Below are 25,654 nucleotides of genomic sequence, written 5' to 3'. Positions count from 1 at the left end.
TCAGCAGCCCTTCGATTCGTACTCCTTAATGCGAGCCACCTTAGGTGCGCTGCGGGAGCCTTCGTCGAATTCATTGGCCAGATAGTTTTCAAGCAGCACCTTCGCTGTCTCGATGCCGATCACCTGCGCGCCCATGGCGAGCATGTTGGCATTGTTGCTCAAGGTAGCGCGCTGGGCCTGGTACACGTCGGTCACGCAGGCGCAGTAGGCGCCGGGAACCTTGTTTGCTGCAATCGAGACGCCGATGCCAGTGCCGCAGACCACGATGCCGCGATCAAAGTCACCTGCGACGACGCGGTTTGCGACGTCCACAGCGACGTTGGCGTAGATGGGGTCATCCGCGCCGAGATCCGTGGTCTCGTGACCGAGTTCTTCCGCGCGCTTCATCAGCGCAGTTTTGAACTCCGTCGCATTGGGGTCACTGCCGAAAGCGAGTTTCATGATTCTCCCTTGGTCTTGTTTCTTCCGAAGCCAATCCTACGTGTAACAAAATGCGTCTCTAGTGCTGGGGCGGGTCAGGTTCATCCTTAACTCGGTCCAGAAGCCGATGAAGGTGAGCGCTCATGGCGTCAACGGCTGCATCGGCCTTACCCGAAGCCACAGCATCGAGGATCTCCTTATGCTCCTTCAACGCAACAGAAGCATCAGTTACGCCTGATCCGATAGCTTGCCTCATTCGGTGAGCACGGAAACCGAGCGATTCGACGAGCAGCTCCAAGTAGCGGTTATCGCAGTGCTTCAGAATGGCAGAGTGGAACGACCAATCTGCAGCGAAATAGCGCGCGAGCGCTTCTCTTTCGCTACTCTCGTCAGTCTCAGCTAGGCGATGCACAGCAGCTACGTGCGCTTCGTAAGCCGTATGCAGGTCTGCAACCAGCTCTGGTTGATGCCTCATTGCTCGTTCAATGGACCCAGTCTCTAAGACCAGGCGGGCGTCTACGAGCTCGATCACCTGCGCGCGAGACATAGGGGGTGAGACGCGGTAACCGCGTCGAGCCTCTCGTCGGACGAGACCTGTCGCTTCCAATCTGGCAAGCGCCTCACGAACAGGCGTAGGTGACACGCCGAGAAACGACGCCAATCCATCGATTGACAGGGGCGTGCCTGCTTCCCACTTGCCCATCGAGAGTTCCTCGAAGAGCACTTCATACACGCTATCCGGCAAGGTCTTGTGCGAGATGCGTTTCGATAACTCGGGATGCTTAGAGGGCACCTCATCATCTTAGTGTGGTCGGGCGTCGCTATTGACCGTTCCCAGTGGCGTTGACCGCCCCGGCAGGTAAACATAGATCAAGTTCGTGGCGGGTAGACGAGCCACCAACTTGATCTATCTTCAGGCCTTCGTCGACGTTCGCGCTCGGCCGGCTGCGACGTCGGCGTAGAGCCGCAACATCTCGTCGGCCTGCGACTGGATCGTCCACTGGCTGGCCAGCTCGACGGAGCGTCGCGACGCCTGCGCTTTCCAAGCGGGGTCGTCAAGCTTCTGAATTACTCGCATGATGGCGGCAGCGAAGGAAGCTGGCGTCGGACGGGCGAGCTCGCCGTTGATGCCGGGTTCGAGGACCAGCTGCAGTTCGTGGTCGACGGCGACGAGCGGTAGGCCGGCCAGCGCGGCCTCGTGGAGCACAAGCGCCTGGGTGTCCGTCTGACTAGGGAATGCGAACACGTCAGCCATGCCGTAGAACGCGCCGAGCGCATCGCGTGGCTGCTCGCCGGGCAGCACGCAGTGTCCGCGGTCGCGCGCGGCGGCGAGCGCCTTCTTGATCTTCGGGTAACGCTGCCAGTCGCCCACCACCATGAGCTGCGCGTCGGGGCGCTGCGCCGCGACAAGCTCAAACGCGTCGATGAGTAGCGGCAGCCCCTTCTCTGGAGCAATCCGCCCCGCATACAGCACGAGGGGCCCGTCGCCACGAGGCGCCGGCGGAGGCCCGGGCGGTAGCGGGTCGACGCCGTTCGGCACGCAAATCACGTTCGCCGTAGGGGCAATCTGTAGGCAGCGGTTGAGGGTTTTTGGCGACGGTGTGGTCACCAGGTCTGCCGACTCCAGCATCTTGGCGCACAGCCCGAGCAGTGACGCCGTCGACTTGCCCCGATCCTCATAGCGGATCTCGGCAGCTTTGATGGTTTCGCCGTCGATGATGCCGCCGTGCGAAATCTTCGCAAACGACTTCAACACCATCGTGAGCAGCGGAAGCACCGACGAGTAATGGTCGGCGTAGGCGTCGAAATCGGTGTGCCACGTGAGCATCATGGGGATGTTCAGCTGCTTGGCGGCCCACATGCCGAGCGCGCCGACGGTGCCGAAGCCGTGCACGTGCAGCACGTCGGGCTGGAGCTCTCCGAGACGTTTGATGGTGCGCTCGAAGTGACGGCCGTTGGCGACGCGGGTGGGCATCCGGGGCACTCGCACGCTGGGGAGGCGGATCTCGGTGCGGCCCGCGCGCCCGGCGTGCGGGTTGACGCCCTTCGCGGCGGGGGCGACGACGATCACCTCGTGCCCAGCGTCGAGGAGGTTGCCCTCCAGCTGCTGCACGGCAACCATGAGCCCGTTCGAGCCGGGGCCGTAGTTATCAGTGACCTGCGCCACTCTGAGTCGTCGATCCACGCCCACAGCCTAACGCCCGCCGCCCTCAGGGGAGTCGACCGACGCGGTCCCGTGCGGTTTGAGGGTCTCAGCCGGCCAAATCAGTTCTGCGGCGACGAAGCTGGCGCGTCCACTGCCGCACGACGTGCGCCGAGTAGGGGAGCGTCCCCGCGCTCACGCTGTCAATACACGACTGCGTGGCGCGCAGTGCTTCGTCGATGGCTCTGCTCGCTGCGCGCTCCGGGAGCCCCACTTCATCGGCAAGGCGCAGGAACGTGCGTCGCGTGAGGTTCTCCCGGGCGCCCGCTACGGTGAGTGCCGAAGTCCGATCGCCATAGGGGAGCGTCGACGGGATGTCGTAGATGGGCGCGACGCGCCACTCGCCGTCGTGGGTTTGCAGCACGGACACGTTCTTCGCGTGGAGATCGCCATTGCCGGTGAGCCACGCGAACACGAACTGCTGAAAGACGGCCTGCATCGCGACGAGTCGAGCGGGGCACACCTCTGCGACGACATTGATGACATCGGCGGCGGTCATGCGGTACTTGTCGGCGGGATACCGGCCCGCCAGCTGGCAGGCGTCCTCGACGGCCAGTGGCTCAGGCACGCGGTCGAAGCGCCGGACGACGAGGCCTGTTTCACCGTTGACGTCGGTGATCAGCTCGCTGCGCGCGACGGGCTGCCGCAGGCCACGGGCAAGCTTCAGGAAGAAGTGCTCGTTGACCGTAGCCAGCGGATACTCAGGGGGATCGAGCTTGACGATCGCGTCCGTGCCGCCAAGCTTCACGGGGAGCGACATCATGGCCCCCGAGGCCTTGTCTTGGGCGCCGGCGAGGCCCGTGCGCTCCACGAGGCCGGTGCGCTCTCTCAGCTCTGCGAAGTTGATTTCGTCGCCGCTGATGAGCGCGGGGATGGGCGTGGGGTCGGTGCCGTCGGGCAGTACGGTGACGTCGCCAACGGTGTTGCCTCCGACCGCCAGCAGTAGGGAAAACTCGTCGTCAACGCTGGTTTTTACGCTCTGGCGCAATGCTGTGAGTCGGCGGCCCTCGGGGAGTAGCCCCGTGAAGAATGCTGGAAGCTGCCCTGGCTGCGTCACAACGGGTGGCGCGTCCACGGGGAGCGTCGTTGCGACGGGCGGGCCCGCGTACCCGTCGACATACGCGAAGGTCACACCGTCGCTGTCACGGGTCAGGGTTGCCGCGACGCGTCCCGCCTTACGCACGATTGCGCGCTCGACTTCGGTGAGGTTCATCGTCGGACCTCTGCGTGAAGCTCGAGCCCGAGTGCGTCGAGGACCGCGACGACGTGGTTCAGCTGCACCGTCGGCTTGCCGTGTTCGAGCGCGCGGACGAAGCGCTCTGAGGTGCCGGCGAGGTCGGCGAGCTGCTGCTGCGTGAGGCGCAGATCCTTTCTGCGCTCGCGCACGGTGGCGCCCAAATCCATGCGTGCTCCTATCGGTTCGAACGTGCCGGTTTCTCCCATTCTGAAGGCTGCAGCGGTGCGACGCAAGCCAAATAGGCACGCTCGTGCCGGTTATGGGGGTTTATGGCGAGTTGCACCCGCGTCGGTGCGCATATCGGCATGTTCGTGCCGGCGGGGCTACGGCAGCCGCACGACGCGGTCGCAGGCGCGCATGACGTCCTCGTCGTGGGTGATGACGAGCACGGGGTGTCCAGCGGCGGCCTCCCACACGTCGGTCATGAGGTGCGCTGCGGTGTCGTGGTCGAGGTGCTCGGTGGGCTCGTCGAGGATGATGAGATCGCGTTCGGCGGCCAGCACTCGGGCGAGGGCGAGGCGCCGTCGCTCGCCCCCTGACAACGTGGATCCCCCCTCGCCGACGACGCGCTCCGGGTCGAGCCGCAATCCCGCCCGCTGCAGCGCCAGGCGCACGTCGTCGTCGGTGGCGTCCTTGTTGCCGATGCGCACGTTCTCCGCGACGGTGGTGGCGAAGATGTGCGCGTCTTGCGCGAGATATCCGACGCGGCCGGCGCGTTCCACCTCGCCCGCGAGTGGCGGGATCAGGCCCATGAGTGTGGCCGCGACGGTGGTCTTGCCCACGCCCGACGGCCCGACTAGCGCCACCTTCTCCCCAGGTTCGACGGTGAGGTCGAGGTGCTCGAGCACCGGCTCGCCGCCTGGCCAACCGACGGTGACGTCGCGCAGCTGCACCTTCACGCCGTCGCCAGGGAGCACGTCGCCGGTGCCGACGGGTTCGGCGTCGAGCACCTGCTGGACCCGCTCGATGGAGGCCTTGGCGCGTGTATAGGTTTGCGCGGCCTTCGTGAAGTCCTGGAACACCTCGTGCAGTGCGAGGGGCGTGAGCACGAGCACCGCGAGTAGGCGCGGTTTTAGCGTGCCGGCGGCCACGGCTTCGCCGCCAATCCACAGTGCCGCGACGACGGCGATTCCTGCCGCGACGATCTGCGCCGCGGTGGCGAGCCCACGCACCCAGGCGCCGCGCGCCTCCTGTCGGCGGAGGCGGTCGTCGATGTCGAGCATCGCGGCGACGGTGCGCGCTTCGGCGTTGTTCGCCAGGAGGTCCGGCCCGACCAGCGCGAGTTCCCTCGTCGCATCCGCGAGCTCGCCTCGCGTGGCGACGGCGGCGCGGTCGACCGCGTGACTCATCCGCTGCGCGAGGATGGGCACCACGATGCCGGCCACCACGGCGGTCACGAACAGCACCGCGGCGCTGAGCGGGTTGAAACTGCCGAGCAACACCGTCGTGGCGACAATCACCAGCGACGCCGACAGCGCCGGCAGTGCGACGCGGACCACCACGTCTTGGACGGCGGCGATGTCCTGCACGACGCGGGTGAGGAGGTCGCCCTGGCGGCGGCCGATGAGGGTGGTGCGGGAGAGTTTGTCGTAGGTGCGGGAGCGCAGCACGCCCACGACGCGGAGCGCCACGTCGTGGCCGACAAGGCGTTCTGCGTAGCGCGCCGCGCCGCGCCCGATGCCGAACGCCCGCACGCCGACGGCGGCGGCTTGGAGGTAGAGCACGGGCGGGAACTCCGCCGCGCGGGAAATCAGCCATGCCGACACGCCCATGAGCGCGACGGAGCACGCCGACGCGGCGGCGGCCAGCAGCGTGGCGAGCGCGAACCGCGCGCGTCCGCCGGGGACGGCGCGCAGGAGATCGCGCATGAAGCGGATCATGGCGTCACCCCTTGCCACTCCACGATTCGGTCCGCGGCCTGCAGCACCGCCGGGCGGTGGCTCACAATCAGCGCGGAAGCTCCCGAGGCCCGGACCGCGTCGACGACGTGCGCCTCGCGGTCGGAATCGAGCCCGGCGGTGGGCTCGTCGAGAATCAGCAGCCTGGCCCCATGCCGGATGCGCAGCAGCGCCCGAGCCAGCGCGACGCGACGGCGCTCGCCAGCCGAGAGCCCCTCGCTGTCGTCGGCGACGGCCTTGTCCAGGCCGAAATCAGCCCCCGCGAGCCGCAGCACGTCGACGATTTCGTCGTCGGTGGCTTCCGGGGCGCCGAGCCGCACATTCTCACCGACGGTGCCTCGCACCAGCCCCGGGTCTTGCGCAACGTAGGCCACCTGCTCGCGCCATGAGCTGAGGTCGACGCCCGCGAGATCAGCGTTGCCGACGCTCACCCGCCCCTCGCTGGGGGTGAGGAAACCCATCGCCAACGCGAGCGCCGTCGTCTTTCCTCCGCCCGACGTGCCGGACAGCGCGACGATTTCCCGCTCGCCCAGCTCGAGGTTGAAGTGGGCGAGCACGGGGGTGTCGGCGCCCGGGTAGGCGAAAGTGAGGTCGTCGAAGCGCAGTGCCCCGGAGCGCGGCGCCGGCGCGGTGCCGTCGTGGGTGGGGGCGCCGTCGATGATGGCGAAGGCCGCGTCCGCGGCGGCCACCCCGTCGGCGGAGTCGTGGAAGTGCGTGCCGACCATGCGCACAGGCAGGTACGCCTCGGGCGCGAGTACGAGCACGAACAGCGCGGTGAAGAAGCTGACTTCGTCGAATACCAGCCGGAAGCCGATGGTGACCGCGATCACCGCCACCGACAGCGACGCAAGCAGCTCCAGCGCGAGCGACGACAGGAACGACACCCGAAGCACCCGCATCGTCGCCTGCGCGTAGCGCTCCTCGCTGAGGTCCACGCCTCGTTTTTGTGCCTTCGCGCGGGCGAACGCTTGGAGCGTTGGCAGGCCCGCGATGAGGTCCGCGAAGTGGTTGGCGAGTCGGTCGGCCATCGCGAACGAGCGTTTCGTCGCCTTCTGCGTCGTCCACCCGATGAGCGCCATGAACAGCGGAATGAGCGGCAGCGTGATCGCCATGATGATCGCCGATGTCAGGTCGGCCCACAGCACAAAGGCGCCGACGATGAACGGCACCGTGGCGGCGAGGCCGAGCTGGGGGAGGTACTTCGAGAAGTAGCCGTCGAGGTCGTCGAGCCCTCGGGTGACGAGCCGCATCAGCGACGCCGACGGGGTCCCGCCCACGGGGGTGCGCAGGTGCGCCGCGACGATGTCTCGTCGTAACTGTGACTTCACGGCCGCCGCCGAGCGATGCGAGAGCCACGCATTCGCCCAAGCCAACGCCGCCCTGGCCAGGAACACAGCCGAGAGCAGGAGCAGCAGGCGCGAACAACCGTCGGGGAGGTGGCCCAGCGCGAAGGTCTGCGTGATGCCCATGGCGATGAGCCACGCCTGCGCGGTGACCAGCAGCGCAGTAATCACGCCGACAACCACAGACGCGACGAGGTACCTGCGCGTGGCTGCGGCGCGCTGGAGTAGGCGGGGGTGAATCGGTCCGGGCATCGGGGTTTAGTCTCTCATGCTCAGACTGTGGTCTAGAACGCGAGACGCGACTGAGCGCACACCAGATCGTGAAAACCGCCCCAAACGGGGAGAAATCGGCATCTGGCGTGCGCTCAGTCGCGCAAACCTCAGTAGGCCCCTGATTTACGGCTCCATCTCGTCGGCCGTAGGAGCGGCGGGTCGGTTCGTCGAGGTGCGGTCGAGGTAGAAGAACGCCGTGGTGGCGACGTCGTCGCGCAGCTGACGGTAGCGGCCCTTCGAGCGCCAACCGAGTGTTTGCACGTCGACGCGGCTGAGGCGCTCGGAGAAGCGGATCGGGTCGGGCGTGTGCCAGCGGTACATGCCGAAGCGCTGCTGGCTTTCGTACAGGCCGTCGGGGCGGATCACCTGCGGCATGCCGAGGAACGGCGTAGTGAACGCGGTGTAGCCCTGGCCGGGCACGTCGAAGTTCCATGCACCGCCGAAGTAGTCCTCGGTGCCGGTGCCGCAGATGGTGGGGTAGTCCACGTCGTCGTCCATGTAGAACTTGAGTTCACCTTCGCCCCACCAGCCGGTGGAGTTGACGCCCCACGCCATGTAGGTGCCCGCGTAGTGGCCGCGGCCTTCAATACCCTCGAGCATCACGTGGAGGCCGTCGGTGACGGGCTGCGAACGCCGCCACTGGGCGTGCAAGTAGGCCGCTTCTTCGGGCACGGGGCCCTCTTCGTATGTGATCTGGTAGTAGACGAACACGTCTTCGTCGCTCAGGTTCTCAATGGTGAAGCGGGCCCCGCTGCGGAACGGCATCGGCCAGTACGAGTTGCAGCCGCCGTGGGGGTTGACGGCGATCATCTGCGAGCTGACTTGGGCGAACTGGTTCCAGCCGTGGCAGAAGAAGTCGCCGAGGGGCACCTCGATGGCGGGTGCATCGTCGCCATCCCAGTACGCGCGGAGAATGAGTGAGCGCATCTTGCGCATGTCGGTGGTGAGCCAGATGTTGGTGATGCAGCCGGAGCCGCTGATGTCGGCGAGGGTGAAGGTGGTGCCGGCGTCGAGCTTGATGCTGGGGGAGACCTTCCATCCGACGCCCAGTTCGCGGGAAGCCTCCGCGCCGGTGCCCGTGGTGGCCTTGCCGCCCTCGCCGGGCGCGCCGGTGAAGTTCTCGGGGGATATCGAGCGTGTATGGGTGGGGCGAATCAGCGCGGCCTGCTGCCACGGGCCGGCGAGTGCATGCTCTGGCATGGTCTGTGCTCCTTCGTTGTGTGAAATCGTTATCACTAGCTTACGGGCGACGGAAACATAAGGAATGCTGGAACCCACCAGATTCGGTGGGCTCCAGCATTCCTTAATCTGGTTAGCTGGTCGCCAGGGGACCTACGCAGCGGGGGACACGTCGTCGGGGATCGACTTCGTGCTGATGCGCTTGGAGAATACCCAGTAGCTCCACGCCTGGTAGGCCAGCACGATCGGCACGAAGATGGCAGCCGCCACCGTCATGATGGTGAGCGTCGTCTCCGACGATGCGGTGGTGATCATGTTGAGGCGATCGCCGACGGCCACCGTCTCGTCCTGCGCGAAGCCGATGTTGCCGTACATCTTCAAGAAGATGCCGGTGAACAGCGTCACAATGGCGAGACCGGTGCAGATGAACGCCCAACCGTCGCGGTCCTTCATCACCATGAATACAGCCACGACGAGCGCAACCACGCTCAGGATTCCGACGATCCACGTGAGCACCGAGAAGTCGCCGAATTCGCTCTTCGCGGGGTAGACGATGTTCTGCCAGAGCACGAAGATCGCGGTGAGCGCGACGGCGACCCAGCCCACCTTGGTGCCGAAGCTCTTGGCCTTGTCATGTACGACGCCCGACGTCTTCAGTGCCAGGAATGCGGAGCCGTGGAAGAGGCAGATCGCGACGAGCATCAGGCCGCCCACTAGGGCGAACGGCATGAAGAGGCCGAAGAAGTTGCCGTTCCACAGCTTGCCGTCGTTCGGCAGGCCGGAAACGAAGTTCGCAAAGCCGACGCCAAACACCAGCGCGGGCAGGAACGAACCGATCGCGGCGAACCAGTCGAGCATGTTGCGGTACTGCGACGTGTGGTGCTTCGAGCGGTACTCGAAGGCCACGCCACGCAGGATCAGGCCGATCAATACGAGCAGCAGCGGCAGGTATAGGCCGGAGAAGAGCGACGCGTACCAGCCCGGGAAGGCCGCGAACATGGCGCCACCTGCGGTCAGTAGCCACACCTCGTTGCCGTCCCACAGTGGGCCGATGGTGTTGACGATGACGCGCTTCTCCTTGTCGTTGCCGCCGATGATCTTGATGAGCATCGCCACGCCGTAGTCGAAGCACTCGAGGAAGAAGTAGCCGATCCAGAGCACTGCGACGAGCAGGAACCAAACCAGCGTGAACGGGGGAACTGTGGTTTCAAGTAACAACATTGCTCCAGCTCCTCTCAGTACGCGAAGCTCATTGGCTTGTCGGGGTCATCGTTGAGTTCGACGGGCTCCACGTCGGGAAGTCCGTGCTTGGTGTACTTCATGAACAGCCACACCTCGAGTACAGCGAGTCCGCCATACAAGAGTGTGTAGACGATCATGGAGAACAGCACCTCGCCCGCGCTCACCGTCGGAGACACTGCCGACGCGGTGGGCAGCACGCCGACGACGATCCACGGCTGGCGGCCCATCTCGGTGAAGATCCAGCCGACCGAGTTGCCGAGCAGCGGCAGCAGCGGCAAGGCGAACGCGCAGGTAGTGAGGAACTTCGACGGCATCGGGTTGCGCCCGCCGCTCAGCATCACCAGCACCACCGCGGCAATCGCCATTGCGATGAATCCGAGGGTCATCATGATGCGGAACGACCAGTAGCTCACGATGATGTCCGGACGGTAGTTGAGATCCATGTAGGACTTCTGGATTTCGGGTGAAATCGTGCCGTTCTGCGTGGCCTCGTACACCTGCTGCTGGAGCTTCTGTCGGCCTTCGTCGGCCATGAAGTAGCCCTCTTCCTGGAAGCGCTTGTCGAGGTCATTGATGCCCTTGACCTCTTCCTGACCAGCCAAGATGGAGAGCAGCTTTGGCACCTTCAGCTCGAAGACCGCTTCGGTGGCCTCGCGGTCGCCAATGGTGAGTAGCGAGAACGATGCGTCCTTCTCCGTCTCGAACAGGCCCTCAGCGGCAGCGAGCTTCATGGGCTGCGTCTGCGCGATGGCCTTGGCCTGCAGGTCGCCGGTGAGGATGACGCCGATGGAAGAAATCAACAGTACCCAAGCGCCGAACTTCGTGGCCCAGCGCCAGGTTTTGATGTGCTCGTCGCTGGCGCCCTCGTCGCGCACTGCCTTGTTCAGCTTCGCGAGGTGCCAAGCGGAAATGCCGCAGATCAGACCGCCCGCCACCATGTAGGCAGCGGTGAGCGTGTGCGTGATGGTGGCGATGAACACCGGGTTGGTGAACAGCGCGCCGAAGCCGGCCAGACCGTCGATCTCCGCGCGGCCGGACTCGACATTGAATACTGCGCCGACGGGGTTCTGCATCCAGGAGTTCGCGGCGAGGATGAACACAGCCGAGATCATCGTGCCGATGGCTGCGCAGTAAATGGTGGCGAGGTGGAGCTTCTTCGGCAGCTTGTCCCAGCCGAAGATCCACAAGCCAATGAACGTGGATTCAAGGAAGAATGCCAGCAGGGCTTCGAGCGCGAGGGGGGCGCCGAAGATATCGCCGACGAAACGCGAGTACTCCGACCAGTTCATGCCGAACTGGAACTCCTGCACGATGCCGGTGACGACGCCGAGCGCGAAGTTAATCAGGAAGAGCTTGCCGAAGAACTTCGTCAACTGCAGGAAGCGGTGCTGTCCGGTCTTGACCCAGATGGTCTGCAAGACAGCCACCAGCATCGACAGTGCGATGGTGATTGGGACGAATAGATAGTGATAAACGGTGGTGATCCCGAATTGCCACCGTGCAAGGGTCACTGGTTCCATGGCGGCAGGTTACTACGGATAGTCGTATGCGCGCGAATAACACCGAATATTTCGGCCTGTCGCCCATCGTCATGGGTGGCTACGACATTTTGTAGGAGTAAATGACCCCAATCCCGACCGACTTCTTTGACTGTCACTATCATGGTGCGTATGGCATCGCGAGGAGAGCTGGAGCAGCGCATTATGGAGCTGCTATGGGAGGCGGATGGGCCTCGCTCCGTCGCGGACGTGCACCAAGAACTTAGGCGGGAGCGCGAGCTTGCCTACACGACGGTGATGACCGTACTCGACAGGCTTGCTAAGAAGCACCTGGCCGACCGCGAGCTCGTGAACCGCGCCTGGCAGTACCGTGCCGCGCACCCCCGACACGTCGTCGCGGCCAGGGAGCTCAAAGCACTCGTCGATGCCTTGCCCGACGACGTGCGTCGCCAAGCCATCGCCACCTTCGGTGCGCAATTGAGCGACGCCGAGCGTCGACTCGTCGCGGGGTAGCGGTTGGCAGCTCAGCCCCCGACCCGATGATTGAGCCGCCGCTGCAGGCGGCGTGTCGAAATCATCTCTGGCCGGGGTTTCGATATGCGGGCTTCGCTCGCTACTCAACCACCGGACCCACTCGAAGAGGGCTTAGGTGGCAGATCCGCGCCCGAACACGGACCACAATCTGCCACCTAAGCCGCCGGGGTTTCGATATGCGGGCTACGCCCTCTACTCAACCATCGGTGGGCGTCTGACACCGACCGTCGGCGCCGTGTCGAGGCGTCGATCAGCGCGACTTTAGGAGCGCTTCCTTCTGTTTCAGCGTCGCGGCGAGATCGGCTTCCCATTCCTCGCGCTGCTGCTTCGCCTGCTTTGCAGCGTGCTTGTCGCCGTGCAGTTCGATGGCTTCCTTGCGCACGTCGATGGACGACTCGATGGCGCTTTGCACGGTGCTGGCGGTGCCGTCGAGCGACTCCTCCAACGCCGCCTTCGACATAGTCTGCGCGAGCTGCTCGCGCATGGCCATGACGTCGAAGTCGGCCTCCGGCCAGCGCGGTTTCATGTCGACGAGCGTGCGCGTGATGATCTCCGTGATGGCCGCACGGGCGTACCACTTCCGGTCGGCAGGCACGACGTACCAGGGCGCATACTCGGTGTTCGTAAAGCGGAACACGTCGGCGTAGGCCTCTTGGTAGTCGTCCCACTTCGCGCGGGTCTTCAAATCGCTCGTCGAGAACTTCCACCGCTTATCCGGGCGGTCGAGGCGCTCCATCAGGCGCTGAGCCTGCTCGTCGTAGCTCACCATGAGCGCAAATTTCAGCACGGTGGTGCCGCTCTCGACGAGCTGCTCTTCGAAGCTGTTGATCTCGGCGTAGCGTCCCCGCCACACGTCCTCCGGCACGATGTTGTCGACGCGCTGCACCAGCACGTCTTCGTAGTGCGAGCGGTCGAACATGCCGATGCGACCGGGCGTTGGCAACGCGCGGCGGATGCGCCACAGGAAGTGGTGCGATGCCTCTTCCTCCGTCGGTACTCCGAATGAGCGCAGTTGCACCCCCTGCGGGTCGACCATGCCCATGACATGCCTAGCCACACCACCTTTACCGGCGGTATCCAGCCCCTGCACTACGACGAGCAACGACCGCTCGCCGCCGGCTCGCCCTTCCGCGAACAGCCGTTCCTGCAGCTCCGCGAGCAGCTCACCGCGCGTGGCCATCACCTGCTCTCCGTCCGACTTTGTGCCGTCGAAACCAGGTTTGCCATTGCGGTCAAACGTGGCGAGGTTGAAGTCGTCGGTGACGCGCAGCACGTCGCGGGGATCGGTGGTCCAGCTCATGGGTGCCCTTTCTGTAGTTCTCTTCATCTTGCCAGCGGGTGACAGGGGGGAGGGGAGGCGCAGCGAAATCCCCAGCACCCGATCACCACGTCACGCGCGAGCAAGTGTCTCGTCAGGCGAGAATCCGGTCCAGGTCCTGACGAATCGCGGTGGTGGGACGATACATCCGCACCATCTCGCCAGAGCTTTCGACTTGCACGAAGCCGAACCGCTTGCGGTAGTACTGCACCAGCGCTGGCTGCTGAACATCCACGACGAGAAATTTTGCCGCCGACGCGTGGGCAGCAGCGAGATGCTGGGCGTAGACGCACACCATGAGTACCGTTCCCGTGCCTGTGCTTTGCGAGTCTTTATCCACCGCAAACTTCCCGAGCAATTGGGCGGGGAAGGCCTGATTCAGGTTATTCACCCAAGGGCTGTTGCTGCTTACTGCTGCCTTGTGCCCGCGCTTGATGTTGCTCGGGATGATCTGATGCGCACTCAGCGTGAAAAAGGCGGTTGGTTGATCGAGGTTGTCGATGCTGGAGAGCACCCAAACGCTGCAGAGATTCTCCTCTTGCCATGCGCGGGCGTGCCGTTGTAGCCAGTCGTCCATGGAATCGTCGCGACCACAGGTGAAGAACTCCAGATAGTGTTCTTCGTCCAGCCTGCGCAGTTGTAGTCCCCGTTGGCCGAGGTAATCGGGCAGACGCGCGTACATCTCAGCGGGAAGGCAAGGAACGAGCAGCCTGCACGAAAGGAACGTGTACTTGGGCGCCAGATTCCACTGCCTCCAGATCTTCCGCCGATACCAGCGAGACCATCGCGGGTGGCAGATCGAGGTCTTCACCCGGCTTGGGAGCCCGGGTGAGGAAATACTCCACGATGTGCCGACTCCGAAGGTCGCCTCGTCCGCTGCCCTCCGGACGCGCAGCCCATGCGTCAACCCACACCGCTTCCTGATGGGTGAGGTTCACGAGGTCCCAACTGTCCTTCTGGCCGTAGGCACGCCAGACGCCGTCGAGCACGGCTGATATGTAGGCATCCAGCTCTTCGGGAAGATCCTCGCGGGCTTCGCGCTGCGCATCGATCATCGTGATGTCTGCGGTTTTCTGCCTAGCGTGTGCGCTGAGCAACTCCCCGACGACGGGCCCTCGCTGCATCGCGTAAAATTTCTCGCCGAACAGTTGCTCGCCGGTGAGATGTGCGTACCAGCCGAAGGTATAGAAGGTGAGTTTCTGTAGCTTCAACGTTTCGAGAGAGCCGCCACCACGGGTAATGAGCTCCCGAGCGATATCGAACACCGTGGTCATCGCGTCCTCCTCCCGCCGGTCGCGCCTTGTGACGATCCTGAGTCGAAAATATTTTACTCCACTTACCTATCTCACTCAATGAGCGACCCTCGCTTGGTGAGCAGGCAAGTGGGTGCGCACGCACTACGGGCTGACGTCGGTGAATGCGCTTGTTCCGCCCCGCTGTCTGCGTCAGTTCTCCCAGGTACCGACGATGGACCCGCGCGCGAGCACGTGGCCGACGGTCTGGAACGCGGCCGCGGTGGCGGAGGTGTGCTCGTCGACATCGAGCAGCGTATCGAGCGCGTGGACGGTGAAGTAGTAGCGGTGCGGGCCGTGGCCTTCCGGCGGGGCCGACCCCAGATAGCCCACGCCACCACCATCGTGCTTCAGGACGACGGCGCCGTCGGGAATGTTGCCGTTCGCATCGCGCTCGAGGCTGCGCAGTGTCGGCGGCAGATTCACCACCGACCAATGCCACCAGCCCGCAGGCGTGGGGGCGTCCGGGTCGTAGGCGTGGATGTAGATCGACTTCGTGCCCTCAGGCACCTCCGACCACGCCAACTGCGGGGTTATATCGCGGCCGCCCGCGCCCACGAACTCGGCGGTGCATTCCAGCGGCAGGGAGTCGCCGTCGGAAAAATCGTCGCTGGTGACGGTGAGCGGCGCGCCGCCGTCGATGCCGTTGTATGGATCTCGCATGGCTCCACTTCACCAAATCTGGGCGAATGTTGCAGGAAAACCGCGAAACGGCACCGACGGTGACCACTCGCCGCGACTACGTGAGGCGCTCCTTCGGGGAGGACTCGTAGGTGCGCTGCCCGTCCTTCTCCGCCACCTCATCCAGCACCTCGTTGACGGCGTCCCACACGTCGTCGCCGATGGGATTGTTCGAGGCCTCGACGTTCTCCGCCACCTGCTCGGGACGCGACGCCCCGATGATCGCCGCCGCGACGTTCGGGTTGTGCAGTACCCACGCAATGGCGAGCTGCGCCATAGTGAGGCCGGCCTCGTCGGCGATGGGGCGCAGCTTCTGCACCTGCTCGACGGCCTGCTGGTTGTCCAGGAAGCGCGCCACCATGTTCTTGCCGCCCTTGTCATCGGTGGCACGGGACCCGGCCGGCGGCTGCTCGCCCGGCTTGTACTTGCCGGTGAGCACACCCTGCGCGACGGGCGACCACACGATCTGCGACACCCCGAGCTCGTCGCACGTGGGCACAACCTTGTCTTCGATCACACGCCACAGCGCGGAGTACTGCGGCTGGTTCGTGACCAGCTGGAACCCGAGCTGGCGCGCCATTTGGTGGCCTTCGCGGATCTGCTCAGCCGTCCACTCCGAGACGCCGATGTACAGCGCCTTACCCTGGCGCACCACGTCGGCGAATGCCTGCATGGTTTCCTCAATCGGCGTCTCGTAGTCGTAGCGGTGGGCCTGGTAGATGTCGACGTAGTCGGTCTGCAGCCGCTCCAGCGAGCCGTTGATGGACTCCATGATGTGCTTGCGTGACAGCCCGGTGTCGTTCGCGCCGCCCGGCCCTGTGGGCCAGTACACCTTGGTGAAGATTTCGAGCGATTCGCGACGCTGACCCTTCAGCGCCTCACCAAGTACCGACTCGGCGACGGTGTTGGCGTACACATCGGCGGTGTCGAAGCTGGTGATGCCGGCGTCGAGCGCGGCGTGGACGCACTTCGTGGCTACCTCGTTTTCCACCTGGGAGCCGTGGGTGAGCCAGTTGCCGTAGGTGATCTCGGAGATCTTGAGACCGGAGTTTCCTGCGTAGCGATACTTCATGCCTCCACCCTAGTTGGGGGCTTGGAAAGGGGAGAGGGGCGCCAGCTAACCCGATATCCACACGCGTTTGCTGAAATCGCCCAAAATCGGGCTTCTGAGTAAACGCATGTGGATATTGGGTTAGGTGAGGCGTGGGTCTTCCCCAAAATGGATGCCACGTGCTTGTACGTGCGCACGCACGGCGTCGGCCAGCGTCTGCCACTGCGAGGCGTTGACGAGGCTCCCTACCTCGATGACGACTACGTTGAGGCCAGTTGCGCGAGCTTGGGTTATGGCGTTGCCCATATCGAACACGGTGAAGTTGTTACCGTGCTTGCCGGGTTTGAGTAGCTTGCGACCGCCGAGCTGCTGTTCTCCGCGCAGCGAGACGCGCACGAGGAATGTCCCGTCGAGGACGCCAGCCGCGTCGGTGAATTGGTTGGCGAGGCGCTTGCCCGCAGAAGGCATCACGGATCGGTTGAAATACACGAAGGTCTCAACCGCGGCAACGATGTTCCAAGGAACCTGCGCATCACCGTTACCGATGCCGGCATCGTTGAGTAGGAGCGCAGGGCTAGAAAGGTCAACCTTCCGCTGCAGCTGTTTCTCCTTGACGGACACGCCGAGGCCGAATACGGCTAGCCCCAGCAGTGGCACTGCCACCAACATCATCCATTCGCCGGTGCTGCTGAAGGCGGCGACGGCTGCCACCATGAGAGCGATGAACACGGCGCCGATGACGGCGGCGCCGAACTTCTGCTTGGTCTGGCGATTGGGCTCGGGGTACGCCACGACCTCGGGGATGCCTCCGCCGTACGTGTAGCTCATGGGTCAGCCGTCCGTCGCGACGACGATGGCACCCGCGCCGGGAAGCAGCCACCGGCCGTCGGCGCCTTGGGTGGCGTCGCCCCATGCCGCGAGCAGTTTCCCGTCTCCGGGCACCTCCACCGCCGCATCGCCCCGTGTGGCAGCGACGGCGAACCCGGGCCGGTGCATCACGACGGTGTCGGCGTCGACGACATCCACCGACGTCGCGTCTAGTGCGGGGTCCGTCGCACCCGGGAGCACGCGTCTCAGCGCGAGCAGGGTGCGGTACCACGCCAACATCCGACGATGCCCCTCGCCGTCGCACTCGTCCCAGCGCAACTTGGCCGAGGTAAACGTCGACTCGGCCTGCGGGTCGGGGACCTCGTCGCTCCACCCCATCTCGGCGAACTCCCGCGCTCGGCCCTCGGAGACGAGCGGGGCCAGCTCGGGGCCGAGGTTGGCGAAGAACGGGAACGGCGTCGAGGCCGCCCACTCTTCACCCATGAAGATCAGCGGCGTGAACGGGGCCAGCAGCAGCAGTGCGGCGGCTGCGGCCTGGCGGTCGGCGTCGCTCAGGCGGTCGCCGGCGGCACGGTTGCCCACTTGGTCGTGGTTCTGGATGAAGGTGATGAACGAGTGCGCGTCGTACAGTGGCGTGGCGGGCTCGACGGGCGCGCCCCAGTCCTTGCCTCGGAACGTCGAGTAGGTGCCGTCGTGGATGAACACCCTAGTGAGTGCCTTGCTGAGCACCTCGGCGGTGCCGAAGTCGACGTAGTAGCCCTGCGTCTCGCCGGTGAAGAACGCGTGCAACGCGTGGTGCACGTCGTCGGCCCACTGCGCGTCCATGCCGCGCGCGAAGGCGACGGAGTTCGTCGGGCTCACCATGGATGGTTGGTTTAAATCCGACTCGGCGGTGATGAACAGCGGGCGGCCGAGCTCCTGCTCCCAGGCGAGGGATGCGTCGGCGATCTCCGCGAGAAAGTGGTGCTCCGAATCATCGGCCAGCGCGTGCACAGCGTCGAGGCGCAGCCCGTCGCATTGGAAGCGCGCAAGCCACTGATGCGCCGCGCCGAGGAAGAACGCGCGCACCTCGTCGGCGTGCTCTTGATCCAGGTTGAGCGCGGCGCCCCACGGCGTCTGGTGCTTGTCGGTGAAGTAGGGGCCGAACTCCGCGAGGTAGTTACCCTCCGGGCCGAGGTGGTTGTAGACAACGTCGAGGATCACGCCCAACCCGCGCGCATGGCAGGCGTCGATGAACCGCACGAACGCCTCCGGCCCGCCGTATGCCTGGTGCACGGCATATTGCCCGACGCCGTCGTACCCCCAGCCCCAGCGCCCTGGGAAATCCGCGACGGGCATCACCTCCACCGCGTCGACGCCCAACTCGACGAGGTGGTCCAGCTTGCCGATGGCGGCGTCGAAGGTGCCCTCGTCGGTGAAGGTGCCGACGTGCAGCTCGTACAGCACGCCGCCGCGGAGGTCGATGCCCTCCCACTGTGGGCGGTCGATGGCTGCGGGGTCGACGATGCGGCTGGCGCCGTGCGGACCGTCAGGCTGGGCGAGGCTGCGTGGATCCGGGCGAGGTGAGCCGCCGTCGAGGGAAAACGCGTAGCGGGAGCCTGGCTCGAGTGCTTCGTCGGTTATCCACCAGCCGGCGCGTTCTGCGTCGGGGCGCATCGGGCGTGGGGTTTCATCGACGACGAGGTCGACGCGGTTGGCTCGGGGCGCCCACAGTGCCGGGCGGGTGAAATCACGCATGCGTCCAGCCTACGGGACACCCGTGGCACGCCGAGCGTGCGAAGCGTCAGTGCTCGAGTGCGTTGGGAATGTCTGTGGCGGAGAAACCTTGGCCTTTGAAGAGCAGCGGCTCGCGCGTCAGCTTCGCGAGCGCGTACGAGAAGGTGTCGCCGAAGTTCAGCGCGGCTTCGTGGTTGCCCTTCCCGAACCTGCGCCAAGCAAGTACGGCTTCGTCGACGATCACGCGGGCAGCCCATCGTCGCCGTAGAGGTACTGGTCAGATGGGGTGTCGTCTAGGTGAGGGAGGCGCTTGGCACGCTCGATGATGCTCATGATGTGGGCGTTCGACATGCTGCGGCTGCGTGCTCGCTGCACGCGCGCATGTCGCTCCTCGATGGAGCGGCGCACGGCCGTCGTGAGCGATTCGCCGGTGAGTGCCGCCAGCTCCCGTGCGAGCGCGTCAGTGGCTGGGTCTTTGACATTGATCGCCATGGTTCTACCTTAATCGATGGAAAAGGTAGAACTGGGTAGAAAAGTGGGCCAGGTTACTCCCCGCTCGGCTCAGGCACGAGCAGCGCGACGGGGTAGGCGCCGAGGACATCGGCGACGGGCGTCTGGCCGCCCGAGACCACCTCGTCGGTAAACAGATTGCGGAACTCACCGTCGGGCAGGAAGAGCGTGTGGTCGCCCCAGCCCTCGCGCTCAGCGAGCTTCGCGGCCAGCCGTGTGACGACCGTGATGGCCGCCACCTCGTCGCCCGTGCCGCGCGAGAACGCAACCGCGTGACCCGTCGTGGAGGCGATGGGGTGGTACTGCGCGCTCGGCCCGCGGTACGCGTCGGCGTGTTCACGACGGTGGCGCAGCGCCCGGCTGGTGATGAACAGCTTCTCCGTGTCGAGATCGGTAGGTGGGTTCTCCTGCAGCGACGCGAGGATGCCGGCGCGTCGGTAGAAATCGACTTCGCGGCGGTTGTCGGGGTCGACGAGTGACAGGTCGACGACCTCGCAGCCCTGGTACACGTCGGGCACCCCCGGCATGGTGAGCTGGAGGAGCTTCTGGCCAAGAATGTTGGCCCGCACGGACTCGGCTGTGACCTCGGTGAACGCATCGAGCGCCGCCGCGACGGCGTCGCTTCCGAGCGCGAACGCGGCGAGCTCTTGCACCGCGGCCTCGTACTGCTCGTCGGGCTCAGTCCACCCGGTGTAGCGCTTGGCCTCGCGCATGGCCTTGGTGAGGTACGCGGCCAGACGCTCGAGGGTGATGGGATGCTGCCCTGCGGCAGCGCCGGGAAGGCGCCACTCGGCCGCCAACGTCTGCCACAAAAACAGCTCGGTGGCGCCGTCGACGAGCTCGGAGCGCTCATCTGCAACCGCCGCACGCAGCTCCGACAAGCACGTTTCCCACTCGCGCGGGAACTCGGTGAGCGCGGCCAGGCGAGCGCGGACGTCCTCGGAGCGTTTCGTGTCATGTGTGGAGAGGGTGGTCATGGCGCTCGGCCACAGCCTGGTTTGTTGCTCGCAGAACTCGTGGAACGCGTCGGGTGGCAGGCCCACCACCGTCGGCTCCGTGCCCACCTCGTTCACCGCGATGAAGCGGTTCCACCGGTAGAACGACGTGTCTTCCTTCGACTTCGCCATCACCGGCCCGCACGTCTGCGCGAACCGAACCATGAACTCGGCGCGCAGCACGCCCACCTCGTCGCGTTCCTCAGGAAACTCGGTGGTGACCTCGTCGGCATCCACGACGGGCAGCGTCTCGGCACCGCACCCCTCGTCGCCGGTGCCAGGCTCGCCCATGGCGAGCGCGAGGACGAGATCGAGGGTGTCTTGTTCGTCGTCGGTGAGGTTGGGGCGGGCGCGGTCGGCGGCGTCGATGAGCACCTGCTGCTCGGCCTCGCCCGCCGGCAGACCGGGCTCGACGTAGGCGCGGTAGCGATCCATGCCGATGAGCAGCTCGGTGATGGCATGCATGATTTGGCGACGGGTGTGGTCGCGCAGCCGGATGTCGGCGTCGCAGATGGCGACGACGATGGACGTGAGGCGGTTCACCTCAGTGAACAGCATGGTTTCGACGACCTCGTGCTTCGCCTCAATGAGCGCGGCATGGAAGCCCTGGGCCGATTCCGTCGCCCGCTCCCAGATGTCGTTCAACCGCGGCAGTGCGGCGGATTCCTGGAATAGGCCGGTGATGCGCTGCAACGCGTCGTAGCCCGTGGTGCCGGCGCAATCGAAGGCCTGGGGGAGCACTTCGTCGGCTTCGAGGATTTTCTCCGCGACGATCCACGCGCCATCGGTGACTTCGTGCAGCCTCGCGACGTAGGCTCGCGGATTGGCGAGACCGTCGATGTGGTCGAGGCGGAAGCCCTGAAACAGCCCCTCGCGGTAGAGCTCCAGCAGCTTCGCATGCGTCGCGTCGAACACCGCCGGATCTTCTACCCGCACGGCGGCGAGCGTGTCGACGTCGAAGAAGCGCCGGTAGTTGAGCTCTTCAGAGCCGACGCGCCAATGCGCCAGGCGGTACCACTGGTGTTCGAGCAGCTCGGCGATGGGCAGCTCCTCGGTGCCAGGGCGCACGGGGAACACGTGGTCGAAGTAGCTCACGACGGGCTGCTCACCGAGCCCCGGCACGCTGCGGGTTTCCACCTTGATATTGCCCGACGACAGCTCCTTGCCGATCTTCTCGCCCAGCACCGGCATCAAAATGGCCTGGTCGCCGGAGAGATCCATGTCGAACCAGCGCGCGTACTGCGAATCGGCACCGCTGCGCATCACGTCCCACAACGCAGTGTTCAACCACATGGGCGTGGGCACCGACATGTGGTTGGGCACCACGTCGACCACGAGCCCCAGCTCGTGCTCCGACGCGGCCGCGGCCAACCGTCGGAAGCCCTCTTCGCCGCCCAGATCGTCGGAGATACGCGAGTGGTCGACGACGTCGTAGCCGTGCATAGAACCGGGCGCGGCCTGCAGAATGGGGGAGCAGAACACATGCGTGACGCCGAGTGCCTGCAGGTACGGGATGCGGGCGGCGGCGTCGTCGAAGGTGAACGACGGCGTGAGCTGGAGGCGGTACGTGGACGCAGGAGTGTTCAACACGCTTGCCAGCCTAGAGCATGCCCCTGACAATGCTGCCCCAAAGCGCACCTGACGAGGCCAGACGTGTGGCGGCAATACCCACATGGAACACTAGATACGCCAACACCACGCCGACGCGCCAGCCGCAGCGCGAGAACCTAACCCACGAAAGGACGCACCCGATGCCCAGCTCCGCGCCGACGGTCGTGCTCGCCGATGCGCTCACCAAAGTCACGCCGCGCTGGGAGCCGCCGGAGCCCCCGGCCTCGCTCAGCGGTTGGCAAGGCGAGACGGTGTCGTTCCAGATCGCCTGGCGTCCCGTCGACACCGACCGGCTCTCCGCCCCGCATGCGCTGCGCGTCGCTGTCGAGAGTGATGGGCCGGTGGCGGTATCCGTGGTCGACCTCGTACCCGTGCAGGTGCCGTGCTGGGAGGGCCATGACGACGGGTACATCCTCGACCAGCCAGGCATGCTGCCCGACGTGCTGTGCCCCACCGGTACTGCGGAGGTCACCGTGCGGCCCACGCACATCGGATGGCATGCGCTGTGGGTGGACGTCACTCTGCCGGCCAGCGAGGTGCGAGTGCGCGTCACCACCGACGACGCCGTCCTCCTCGACACCACCCTCCCCGTGGCCATCGTCGCCCAGCCGCTCCCGGAACACGGCGTGGAATACACCCAGTGGTTCCACGCCGACTGCCTCGCCACCCACTACGACGTCGAACCATGGAGCGAAGCGCACTGGGGCATCGTCGAACAGCAACTGCGCGCCGCTCGCGAGATGGGCGTCACCTCTGTGCTTACGCCGGTGTGGACCCCACCCCTCGACACCGCCGTCGGCACCTACCGACGCTCGACGCAGCTGCTCGACATCACGCTCGACGGCGACGAATACTCGTTCGGCACCGACAAGCTCGACCGCTGGATGAACCTCCTCGCCACCGTCGGAATGCGCGAGGTGGAGGTGCCGCACCTCTTCACACAGTGGGGTGCGAAGGCCACCCCGCGCTTCACCATCACCGTCGACGGTCGTCCGCAGGAACGCTTCGGCTGGGACGTGCCCGCTACCGACCCCTCCTACCAGCACTTCCTCGCCGCGCTCGTGCCGTTCCTCAAACACTACTTCGACGAACGCGTCGGGCTCCGCCACACCCTCTTTCACATCTCCGACGAGCCCAGCAGCGAACACCTCGACTCCTACCGGGAGGCGCTCAGCGTCGCCAAGCCCCTGCTCGACGGTGCACGCGTGGTCGACGCGCTCTCGCACCCCGATTTCGTGGAGCTCGTGGCGGAACCCGTCGTCGCGACGGATGCCGTGCCGGCATTCCGGGAGGCCGGCATCGAGCCTCGCTGGGTGTACTACTGCGTGGGCCAGTCGTGGGACGTGTCGAACCGGTTCATCGCGCAGACGGCGATGCGCACGCGTGCGCTCGGATGGCAGCTCTACAAGTCGCAGGCGCAGGGTTTCCTCCACTGGGCGCTCAACTTCTACTCGCGGCAGCTCTCCCTCGGCGCCATCGACCCGTTCCGCGAAACCAGCGCCGGCGGCGGATTCCTGAGCGGTGATGCGTTCATCGTGTATCCCGGTCCCGACGGGCAGGCCTGGCCGTCGCTGCGCCACCGGCTTATGCGCGACGCGTTCGACGACCTCGCCGCCGCCCGCGGTGCAGAAGCGGTGCTGGGCAGAGACGCGGTGTTGGCGATCATCGATCCGGACGGCGACCTCGACTACGCGTCCGGGTGGGTCTCAGGCGCGGAGTGGCTCCGTCGACGACACACCCTCGACGAAGCGGTCCGCGACGCAGGACGTCGCCAAGGCTGATCGTTCTGGGGTGCCGCTGGCTGGAGTTCCGCTAGGGAGAAACCACCCTCGAGTCTGCGAATCGCCGTTGACGGGTGTAGGTGATGGTAACTACAGTTACCAGTGTGGAGATCGTGGAGACTGCTCGGAAGCATGGCGTGGCCGATGCTGACATGCTCCATGCGGTGGCGCAGGTGATGTTTGTGCACTTCTTCGATGACTACAGAATGATCGTCGGCCCGGGCCGGAACGGACTGCTTTTGGAGGTTGCAGTCAATTCTAGAGGGCAGATTTTCCACGCGATGAGAGCTCGGCAAAAGTTTTTGAGGAGGTGACTTGTGATGCGAACGGATGAAGAGATCCTTGCAGAAATAGAGAGTGAAGAGGGGCCTGAGCCTACGGCTACCGTCAGTGGTGAACTGGCGCAGGTGGCGGTTGCGATGATGCAGGTCGCGGCAGCGGAACAGGCGCTGGATGCCGCAGTGGCGTCAGCTCGAGAGGCTGGCAACAGTTGGCAGGCTATCGGCGAGGTGCTTGGCATGACTCGTCAAGGCGCACTGAAACGGTTCCGGGCGGCATGAGCCGGGCACTTCGCCGTCAAGAGAATGGAGCCCCCTGTGGGAATCGAACCCACGACCCCCTGTTTACAAGACAGGTGCTCTAGCCGCTGAGCTAAGGAGGCGTGCCGCCTATTGTGCCGCAACTGGCAGCGTGAGTGCATGTTTGGCGTCTGGTTAGGGGTTGCGTCGTCGAATGCGCCCAGCAGCGGGGGCGCGTCAGCAGCCTGCTGCGGAGACGAAGAGCCGCCCGGCCCCGCATACGCGCAGGCTCTCGTTGGCGGGCACGAAGGCAGCCTGGCCCTTCCTCAGCGTGACCTCGTCGCGTCCGATCAGGGTGCACTCCCCGTCGGTGACGAGCGCGATGCGTGCCGTGTCGTCGCGCGGCATGTCCACGCCCCGATCAGTCATCGGGGTGAGCTGCCACACCTCGAATTCAGGGAAGTTCGTGGGGTAGCGGTACACCCCGTCAGCGCCCTCAGGGTGGCGCACCTGGGGAACCATCGACGAGAAGTTCGCCATGCCGAGCAGCCCGTCGACGTCGATGTGCTTGTGTGTGAGCCCGCCGCGAATGACGTTGTCCGACGAGGCCATGACCTCAATTCCGGTGCCATGGAGGTAGGCGTGCAGGACGCCTGGCTGGAGTGAGACGGATTCCCCAGGCTGGAGCGTGAAACGATTCATGAGTAGCGCAGCCAGAATGCCGGGGTCGCCGGGGAAATACTCATCGATCTCGACGGCGGTGCGGGCAAACTCGCCCAACGCGCCGCCGGCGTCGAGAAATTCGACGGCGCGCGCCAGCACGAGGTCAACCAATGGCCTTCGGCGGCGGATGGTGAGCACGTCGAGGAACACTTCCTGCAAAGCGAGCGACTCCGTGCGCTCCCGCAGTGGGCCGATCACGGAGGCCAACTCATTCGCGACGCCCAAGTCTTCGAAGAGCTCGGCAGTCTCCTGCGGGTCGCGGAACCCGAGCAGGCCTTCGAACGGGGTGAGCGCGATGATGGTCTCGGGCTTCGGCCAATCGTCCTTGTACGACCGCTCGGGGTGCGACAGGGGCAAGCCAATCAGGGACTCCTTGGCATAGCCCTCGACGGCTTGCTCTCGATTGGGGTGCACCTGGATGCTGAGCGGGCTGGCCGCCGACAGCAGTTTCATGAGGAAGGGGAGTCGGGCGCCGTAGGCGTCGAGTGACCTGGCGCCCACTTCGTCGGGATGCTGTTCGAGGTATGCGGCGAGCGTCAGCCCTGGTTCGTCGTCGAACATGGAAGGCCCGGCCTGGTGCGAACCCAGCCAGTATTCCGCCCAGGGTTGCCCGTCGGGCTCGATCCCGAGAATCCTCGGAATCTCCGTGCGGTCACCCCAGTCGAAGTGCTGCACGGTGCCGGTCAAGCCACGCATGATCTCGGTCTCCCTCTCAATTGGTCGCCCCAATAGTAGTCAATGACGCCGCCGTCGACGCCACATTGGTTGAGGAGAAGGGAATGACATGCATGTGATTCTTCTA

The 25,654-nt window shown here is 65.3% G+C and carries 25 protein-coding genes and 1 tRNA gene; 4 read left to right on the top strand and 22 right to left on the bottom strand.

Annotated features, from left to right (window positions below):
• The 10 genes from Q0X68_RS03465 to Q0X68_RS03420 all read right to left on the bottom strand — a co-directional run bounded on the left by Q0X68_RS03465 (position 1) and on the right by Q0X68_RS03420 (position 11,315).
• On the bottom strand, positions 1-441 hold the full coding sequence (locus Q0X68_RS03465) for an RpiB/LacA/LacB family sugar-phosphate isomerase (RefSeq protein ID WP_297747611.1): 441 nt from the start codon (positions 439-441) through the stop codon (positions 1-3).
• 58 nt (positions 442-499) lie between these two features.
• Positions 500-1,213 (bottom strand): GntR family transcriptional regulator, encoded by a 714-nt coding sequence (locus Q0X68_RS03460; protein WP_297747608.1) that lies wholly within the window; start codon positions 1,211-1,213, stop codon positions 500-502.
• Between the two features lie 120 nt (positions 1,214-1,333).
• On the bottom strand, positions 1,334-2,605 hold the full coding sequence (locus Q0X68_RS03455; protein ID WP_297747606.1) for a glycosyltransferase: 1,272 nt from the start codon (positions 2,603-2,605) through the stop codon (positions 1,334-1,336).
• 67 nt (positions 2,606-2,672) lie between these two features.
• Positions 2,673-3,836 (bottom strand): type II toxin-antitoxin system HipA family toxin, encoded by a 1,164-nt coding sequence (locus tag Q0X68_RS03450; protein WP_297747603.1) that lies wholly within the window; start codon positions 3,834-3,836, stop codon positions 2,673-2,675.
• Positions 3,833-4,027 carry a helix-turn-helix transcriptional regulator gene (locus Q0X68_RS03445; protein ID WP_297747600.1) on the bottom strand — a complete coding sequence of 65 codons (195 nt, stop codon included), beginning with the start codon at positions 4,025-4,027 and terminating at the stop codon, positions 3,833-3,835. Before Q0X68_RS03445 ends, Q0X68_RS03450 begins: the two co-directional genes overlap by 4 nt.
• Before the next feature lie 156 nt (positions 4,028-4,183).
• Positions 4,184-5,740, bottom strand: a complete 1,557-nt coding sequence (gene cydC / locus Q0X68_RS03440) for a thiol reductant ABC exporter subunit CydC (protein ID WP_297747597.1) — start codon at positions 5,738-5,740, stop codon at positions 4,184-4,186.
• Positions 5,737-7,353: a thiol reductant ABC exporter subunit CydD gene (cydD, locus tag Q0X68_RS03435; protein ID WP_297747594.1), complete on the bottom strand. Its 1,617-nt coding sequence runs from the start codon at positions 7,351-7,353 to the stop codon at positions 5,737-5,739. Before cydD ends, cydC begins: the two co-directional genes overlap by 4 nt.
• Positions 7,354-7,497: 144 nt before the next feature.
• Positions 7,498-8,574, bottom strand: coding sequence for a glycoside hydrolase family 172 protein (locus Q0X68_RS03430; protein ID WP_297747591.1), 1,077 nt, complete (start codon positions 8,572-8,574; stop codon positions 7,498-7,500).
• A gap of 132 nt (positions 8,575-8,706) precedes the next feature.
• Positions 8,707-9,774: a cytochrome d ubiquinol oxidase subunit II gene (cydB, locus tag Q0X68_RS03425; protein ID WP_297747588.1), complete on the bottom strand. Its 1,068-nt coding sequence runs from the start codon at positions 9,772-9,774 to the stop codon at positions 8,707-8,709.
• A gap of 14 nt (positions 9,775-9,788) precedes the next feature.
• Positions 9,789-11,315 carry a cytochrome ubiquinol oxidase subunit I gene (locus Q0X68_RS03420; protein ID WP_297747585.1) on the bottom strand — a complete coding sequence of 509 codons (1,527 nt, stop codon included), beginning with the start codon at positions 11,313-11,315 and terminating at the stop codon, positions 9,789-9,791.
• Positions 11,316-11,465: 150 nt separating this feature from the next.
• Here Q0X68_RS03420 and Q0X68_RS03415 point away from each other — a divergent pair, with 150 nt between their 5' ends.
• Positions 11,466-11,807 (top strand): BlaI/MecI/CopY family transcriptional regulator, encoded by a 342-nt coding sequence (locus Q0X68_RS03415; RefSeq protein ID WP_297747581.1) that lies wholly within the window; start codon positions 11,466-11,468, stop codon positions 11,805-11,807.
• A gap of 271 nt (positions 11,808-12,078) precedes the next feature.
• Here Q0X68_RS03415 and Q0X68_RS03410 read toward each other — a convergent pair whose 3' ends face one another.
• The 10 genes from Q0X68_RS03410 to treY form a co-directional block, all read right to left on the bottom strand.
• Complete coding sequence (locus Q0X68_RS03410) at positions 12,079-13,128, bottom strand: PPK2 family polyphosphate kinase (RefSeq protein ID WP_297747578.1); 1,050 nt, start codon at positions 13,126-13,128, stop codon at positions 12,079-12,081.
• A gap of 112 nt (positions 13,129-13,240) precedes the next feature.
• A complete protein-coding gene (locus Q0X68_RS03405) occupies positions 13,241-13,828 on the bottom strand; it encodes a hypothetical protein (protein WP_297747575.1) in 588 nt (195 codons plus the stop codon).
• 1 nt (position 13,829) lies between these two features.
• Positions 13,830-14,420 (bottom strand): Panacea domain-containing protein, encoded by a 591-nt coding sequence (locus Q0X68_RS03400; protein ID WP_297747572.1) that lies wholly within the window; start codon positions 14,418-14,420, stop codon positions 13,830-13,832.
• Positions 14,421-14,591: 171 nt separating this feature from the next.
• Positions 14,592-15,101: a YbhB/YbcL family Raf kinase inhibitor-like protein gene (locus tag Q0X68_RS03395; RefSeq protein WP_297747569.1), complete on the bottom strand. Its 510-nt coding sequence runs from the start codon at positions 15,099-15,101 to the stop codon at positions 14,592-14,594.
• A gap of 76 nt (positions 15,102-15,177) precedes the next feature.
• Positions 15,178-16,191 carry an aldo/keto reductase family protein gene (locus Q0X68_RS03390; RefSeq protein ID WP_297747566.1) on the bottom strand — a complete coding sequence of 338 codons (1,014 nt, stop codon included), beginning with the start codon at positions 16,189-16,191 and terminating at the stop codon, positions 15,178-15,180.
• Between the two features lie 120 nt (positions 16,192-16,311).
• A complete protein-coding gene (locus Q0X68_RS03385) occupies positions 16,312-16,998 on the bottom strand; it encodes a hypothetical protein (protein WP_297747563.1) in 687 nt (228 codons plus the stop codon).
• 3 nt (positions 16,999-17,001) lie between these two features.
• Positions 17,002-18,735, bottom strand: coding sequence for a malto-oligosyltrehalose trehalohydrolase (gene treZ, locus Q0X68_RS03380; protein WP_297747560.1), 1,734 nt, complete (start codon positions 18,733-18,735; stop codon positions 17,002-17,004).
• A gap of 46 nt (positions 18,736-18,781) precedes the next feature.
• On the bottom strand, positions 18,782-18,958 hold the full coding sequence (locus tag Q0X68_RS03375; RefSeq protein ID WP_297747556.1) for a type II toxin-antitoxin system VapC family toxin: 177 nt from the start codon (positions 18,956-18,958) through the stop codon (positions 18,782-18,784).
• On the bottom strand, positions 18,955-19,206 hold the full coding sequence (locus tag Q0X68_RS03370) for a type II toxin-antitoxin system VapB family antitoxin (RefSeq protein WP_297747553.1): 252 nt from the start codon (positions 19,204-19,206) through the stop codon (positions 18,955-18,957). Before Q0X68_RS03370 ends, Q0X68_RS03375 begins: the two co-directional genes overlap by 4 nt.
• 53 nt (positions 19,207-19,259) lie before the next feature.
• Positions 19,260-21,809, bottom strand: coding sequence for a malto-oligosyltrehalose synthase (gene treY / locus Q0X68_RS03365; RefSeq protein ID WP_297747550.1), 2,550 nt, complete (start codon positions 21,807-21,809; stop codon positions 19,260-19,262).
• 161 nt (positions 21,810-21,970) lie between these two features.
• On the opposite strand from treY, the gene Q0X68_RS03360 reads away from it, so the two are divergent.
• The 3 genes from Q0X68_RS03360 (at position 21,971) to Q0X68_RS03350 (ending at position 24,171) form a co-directional block, all read left to right on the top strand.
• Positions 21,971-23,611, top strand: coding sequence for a DUF4091 domain-containing protein (locus Q0X68_RS03360; protein WP_297747547.1), 1,641 nt, complete (start codon positions 21,971-21,973; stop codon positions 23,609-23,611).
• A gap of 104 nt (positions 23,612-23,715) precedes the next feature.
• The gene (locus Q0X68_RS03355; RefSeq protein WP_297747544.1) at positions 23,716-23,925 is read left to right on the top strand and encodes a hypothetical protein; all 210 of its coding nucleotides are present in this window, start codon (positions 23,716-23,718) and stop codon (positions 23,923-23,925) included.
• A 6-nt stretch (positions 23,926-23,931) separates the two neighbouring features.
• Entirely contained in the window at positions 23,932-24,171 is a 240-nt protein-coding gene (locus tag Q0X68_RS03350; RefSeq protein ID WP_297747541.1) for a hypothetical protein, read from the top strand.
• A gap of 25 nt (positions 24,172-24,196) precedes the next feature.
• Here Q0X68_RS03350 and Q0X68_RS03345 read toward each other — a convergent pair.
• Together Q0X68_RS03345 and manA are read right to left on the bottom strand one after the other, a co-directional pair.
• Positions 24,197-24,272: transfer RNA gene (locus Q0X68_RS03345), tRNA-Thr, on the bottom strand.
• Positions 24,273-24,366: 94 nt separating this feature from the next.
• Positions 24,367-25,548 carry a mannose-6-phosphate isomerase, class I gene (gene manA / locus Q0X68_RS03340; RefSeq protein ID WP_297747539.1) on the bottom strand — a complete coding sequence of 394 codons (1,182 nt, stop codon included), beginning with the start codon at positions 25,546-25,548 and terminating at the stop codon, positions 24,367-24,369.
• Positions 25,549-25,654 lie beyond the last annotated feature (106 nt).

Origin of the sequence: uncultured Tessaracoccus sp. (assembly GCF_947286155.1) — a bacterium.
Lineage (GTDB): Bacteria > Actinomycetota > Actinomycetes > Propionibacteriales > Propionibacteriaceae > Arachnia.
This window is presented reverse-complemented; position numbering and strand designations above follow the sequence as displayed.

Excerpts from the sequence above, each read along its gene's own strand:
- Q0X68_RS03465 (WP_297747611.1), bottom strand. The coding sequence starts at position 441 with ATGAAACTCGCTTTCGGCAGTGACCCCAATGCGACGGAGTTCAAAACT.
- Q0X68_RS03450 (WP_297747603.1), bottom strand. The coding sequence starts at position 3,836 with ATGAACCTCACCGAAGTCGAGCGCGCAATCGTGCGTAAGGCGGGACGC.
- Q0X68_RS03445 (WP_297747600.1), bottom strand. The coding sequence starts at position 4,027 with ATGGATTTGGGCGCCACCGTGCGCGAGCGCAGAAAGGATCTGCGCCTC.
- cydC (WP_297747597.1), bottom strand. The coding sequence starts at position 5,740 with ATGATCCGCTTCATGCGCGATCTCCTGCGCGCCGTCCCCGGCGGACGC.
- cydD (WP_297747594.1), bottom strand. The coding sequence starts at position 7,353 with ATGCCCGGACCGATTCACCCCCGCCTACTCCAGCGCGCCGCAGCCACG.
- Q0X68_RS03430 (WP_297747591.1), bottom strand. The coding sequence starts at position 8,574 with ATGCCAGAGCATGCACTCGCCGGCCCGTGGCAGCAGGCCGCGCTGATT.
- cydB (WP_297747588.1), bottom strand. The coding sequence starts at position 9,774 with ATGTTGTTACTTGAAACCACAGTTCCCCCGTTCACGCTGGTTTGGTTC.
- Q0X68_RS03420 (WP_297747585.1), bottom strand. The coding sequence starts at position 11,315 with ATGGAACCAGTGACCCTTGCACGGTGGCAATTCGGGATCACCACCGTT.
- Q0X68_RS03415 (WP_297747581.1), top strand. The coding sequence starts at position 11,466 with ATGGCATCGCGAGGAGAGCTGGAGCAGCGCATTATGGAGCTGCTATGG.
- Q0X68_RS03410 (WP_297747578.1), bottom strand. The coding sequence starts at position 13,128 with ATGAGCTGGACCACCGATCCCCGCGACGTGCTGCGCGTCACCGACGAC.
- Q0X68_RS03405 (WP_297747575.1), bottom strand. The coding sequence starts at position 13,828 with ATGTACGCGCGTCTGCCCGATTACCTCGGCCAACGGGGACTACAACTG.
- Q0X68_RS03400 (WP_297747572.1), bottom strand. The coding sequence starts at position 14,420 with ATGACCACGGTGTTCGATATCGCTCGGGAGCTCATTACCCGTGGTGGC.
- Q0X68_RS03395 (WP_297747569.1), bottom strand. The coding sequence starts at position 15,101 with ATGCGAGATCCATACAACGGCATCGACGGCGGCGCGCCGCTCACCGTC.
- Q0X68_RS03390 (WP_297747566.1), bottom strand. The coding sequence starts at position 16,191 with ATGAAGTATCGCTACGCAGGAAACTCCGGTCTCAAGATCTCCGAGATC.
- Q0X68_RS03385 (WP_297747563.1), bottom strand. The coding sequence starts at position 16,998 with ATGAGCTACACGTACGGCGGAGGCATCCCCGAGGTCGTGGCGTACCCC.
- treZ (WP_297747560.1), bottom strand. The coding sequence starts at position 18,735 with ATGCGTGATTTCACCCGCCCGGCACTGTGGGCGCCCCGAGCCAACCGC.
- Q0X68_RS03370 (WP_297747553.1), bottom strand. The coding sequence starts at position 19,206 with ATGGCGATCAATGTCAAAGACCCAGCCACTGACGCGCTCGCACGGGAG.
- Q0X68_RS03360 (WP_297747547.1), top strand. The coding sequence starts at position 21,971 with ATGCCCAGCTCCGCGCCGACGGTCGTGCTCGCCGATGCGCTCACCAAA.
- Q0X68_RS03350 (WP_297747541.1), top strand. The coding sequence starts at position 23,932 with ATGCGAACGGATGAAGAGATCCTTGCAGAAATAGAGAGTGAAGAGGGG.
- manA (WP_297747539.1), bottom strand. The coding sequence starts at position 25,548 with ATGCGTGGCTTGACCGGCACCGTGCAGCACTTCGACTGGGGTGACCGC.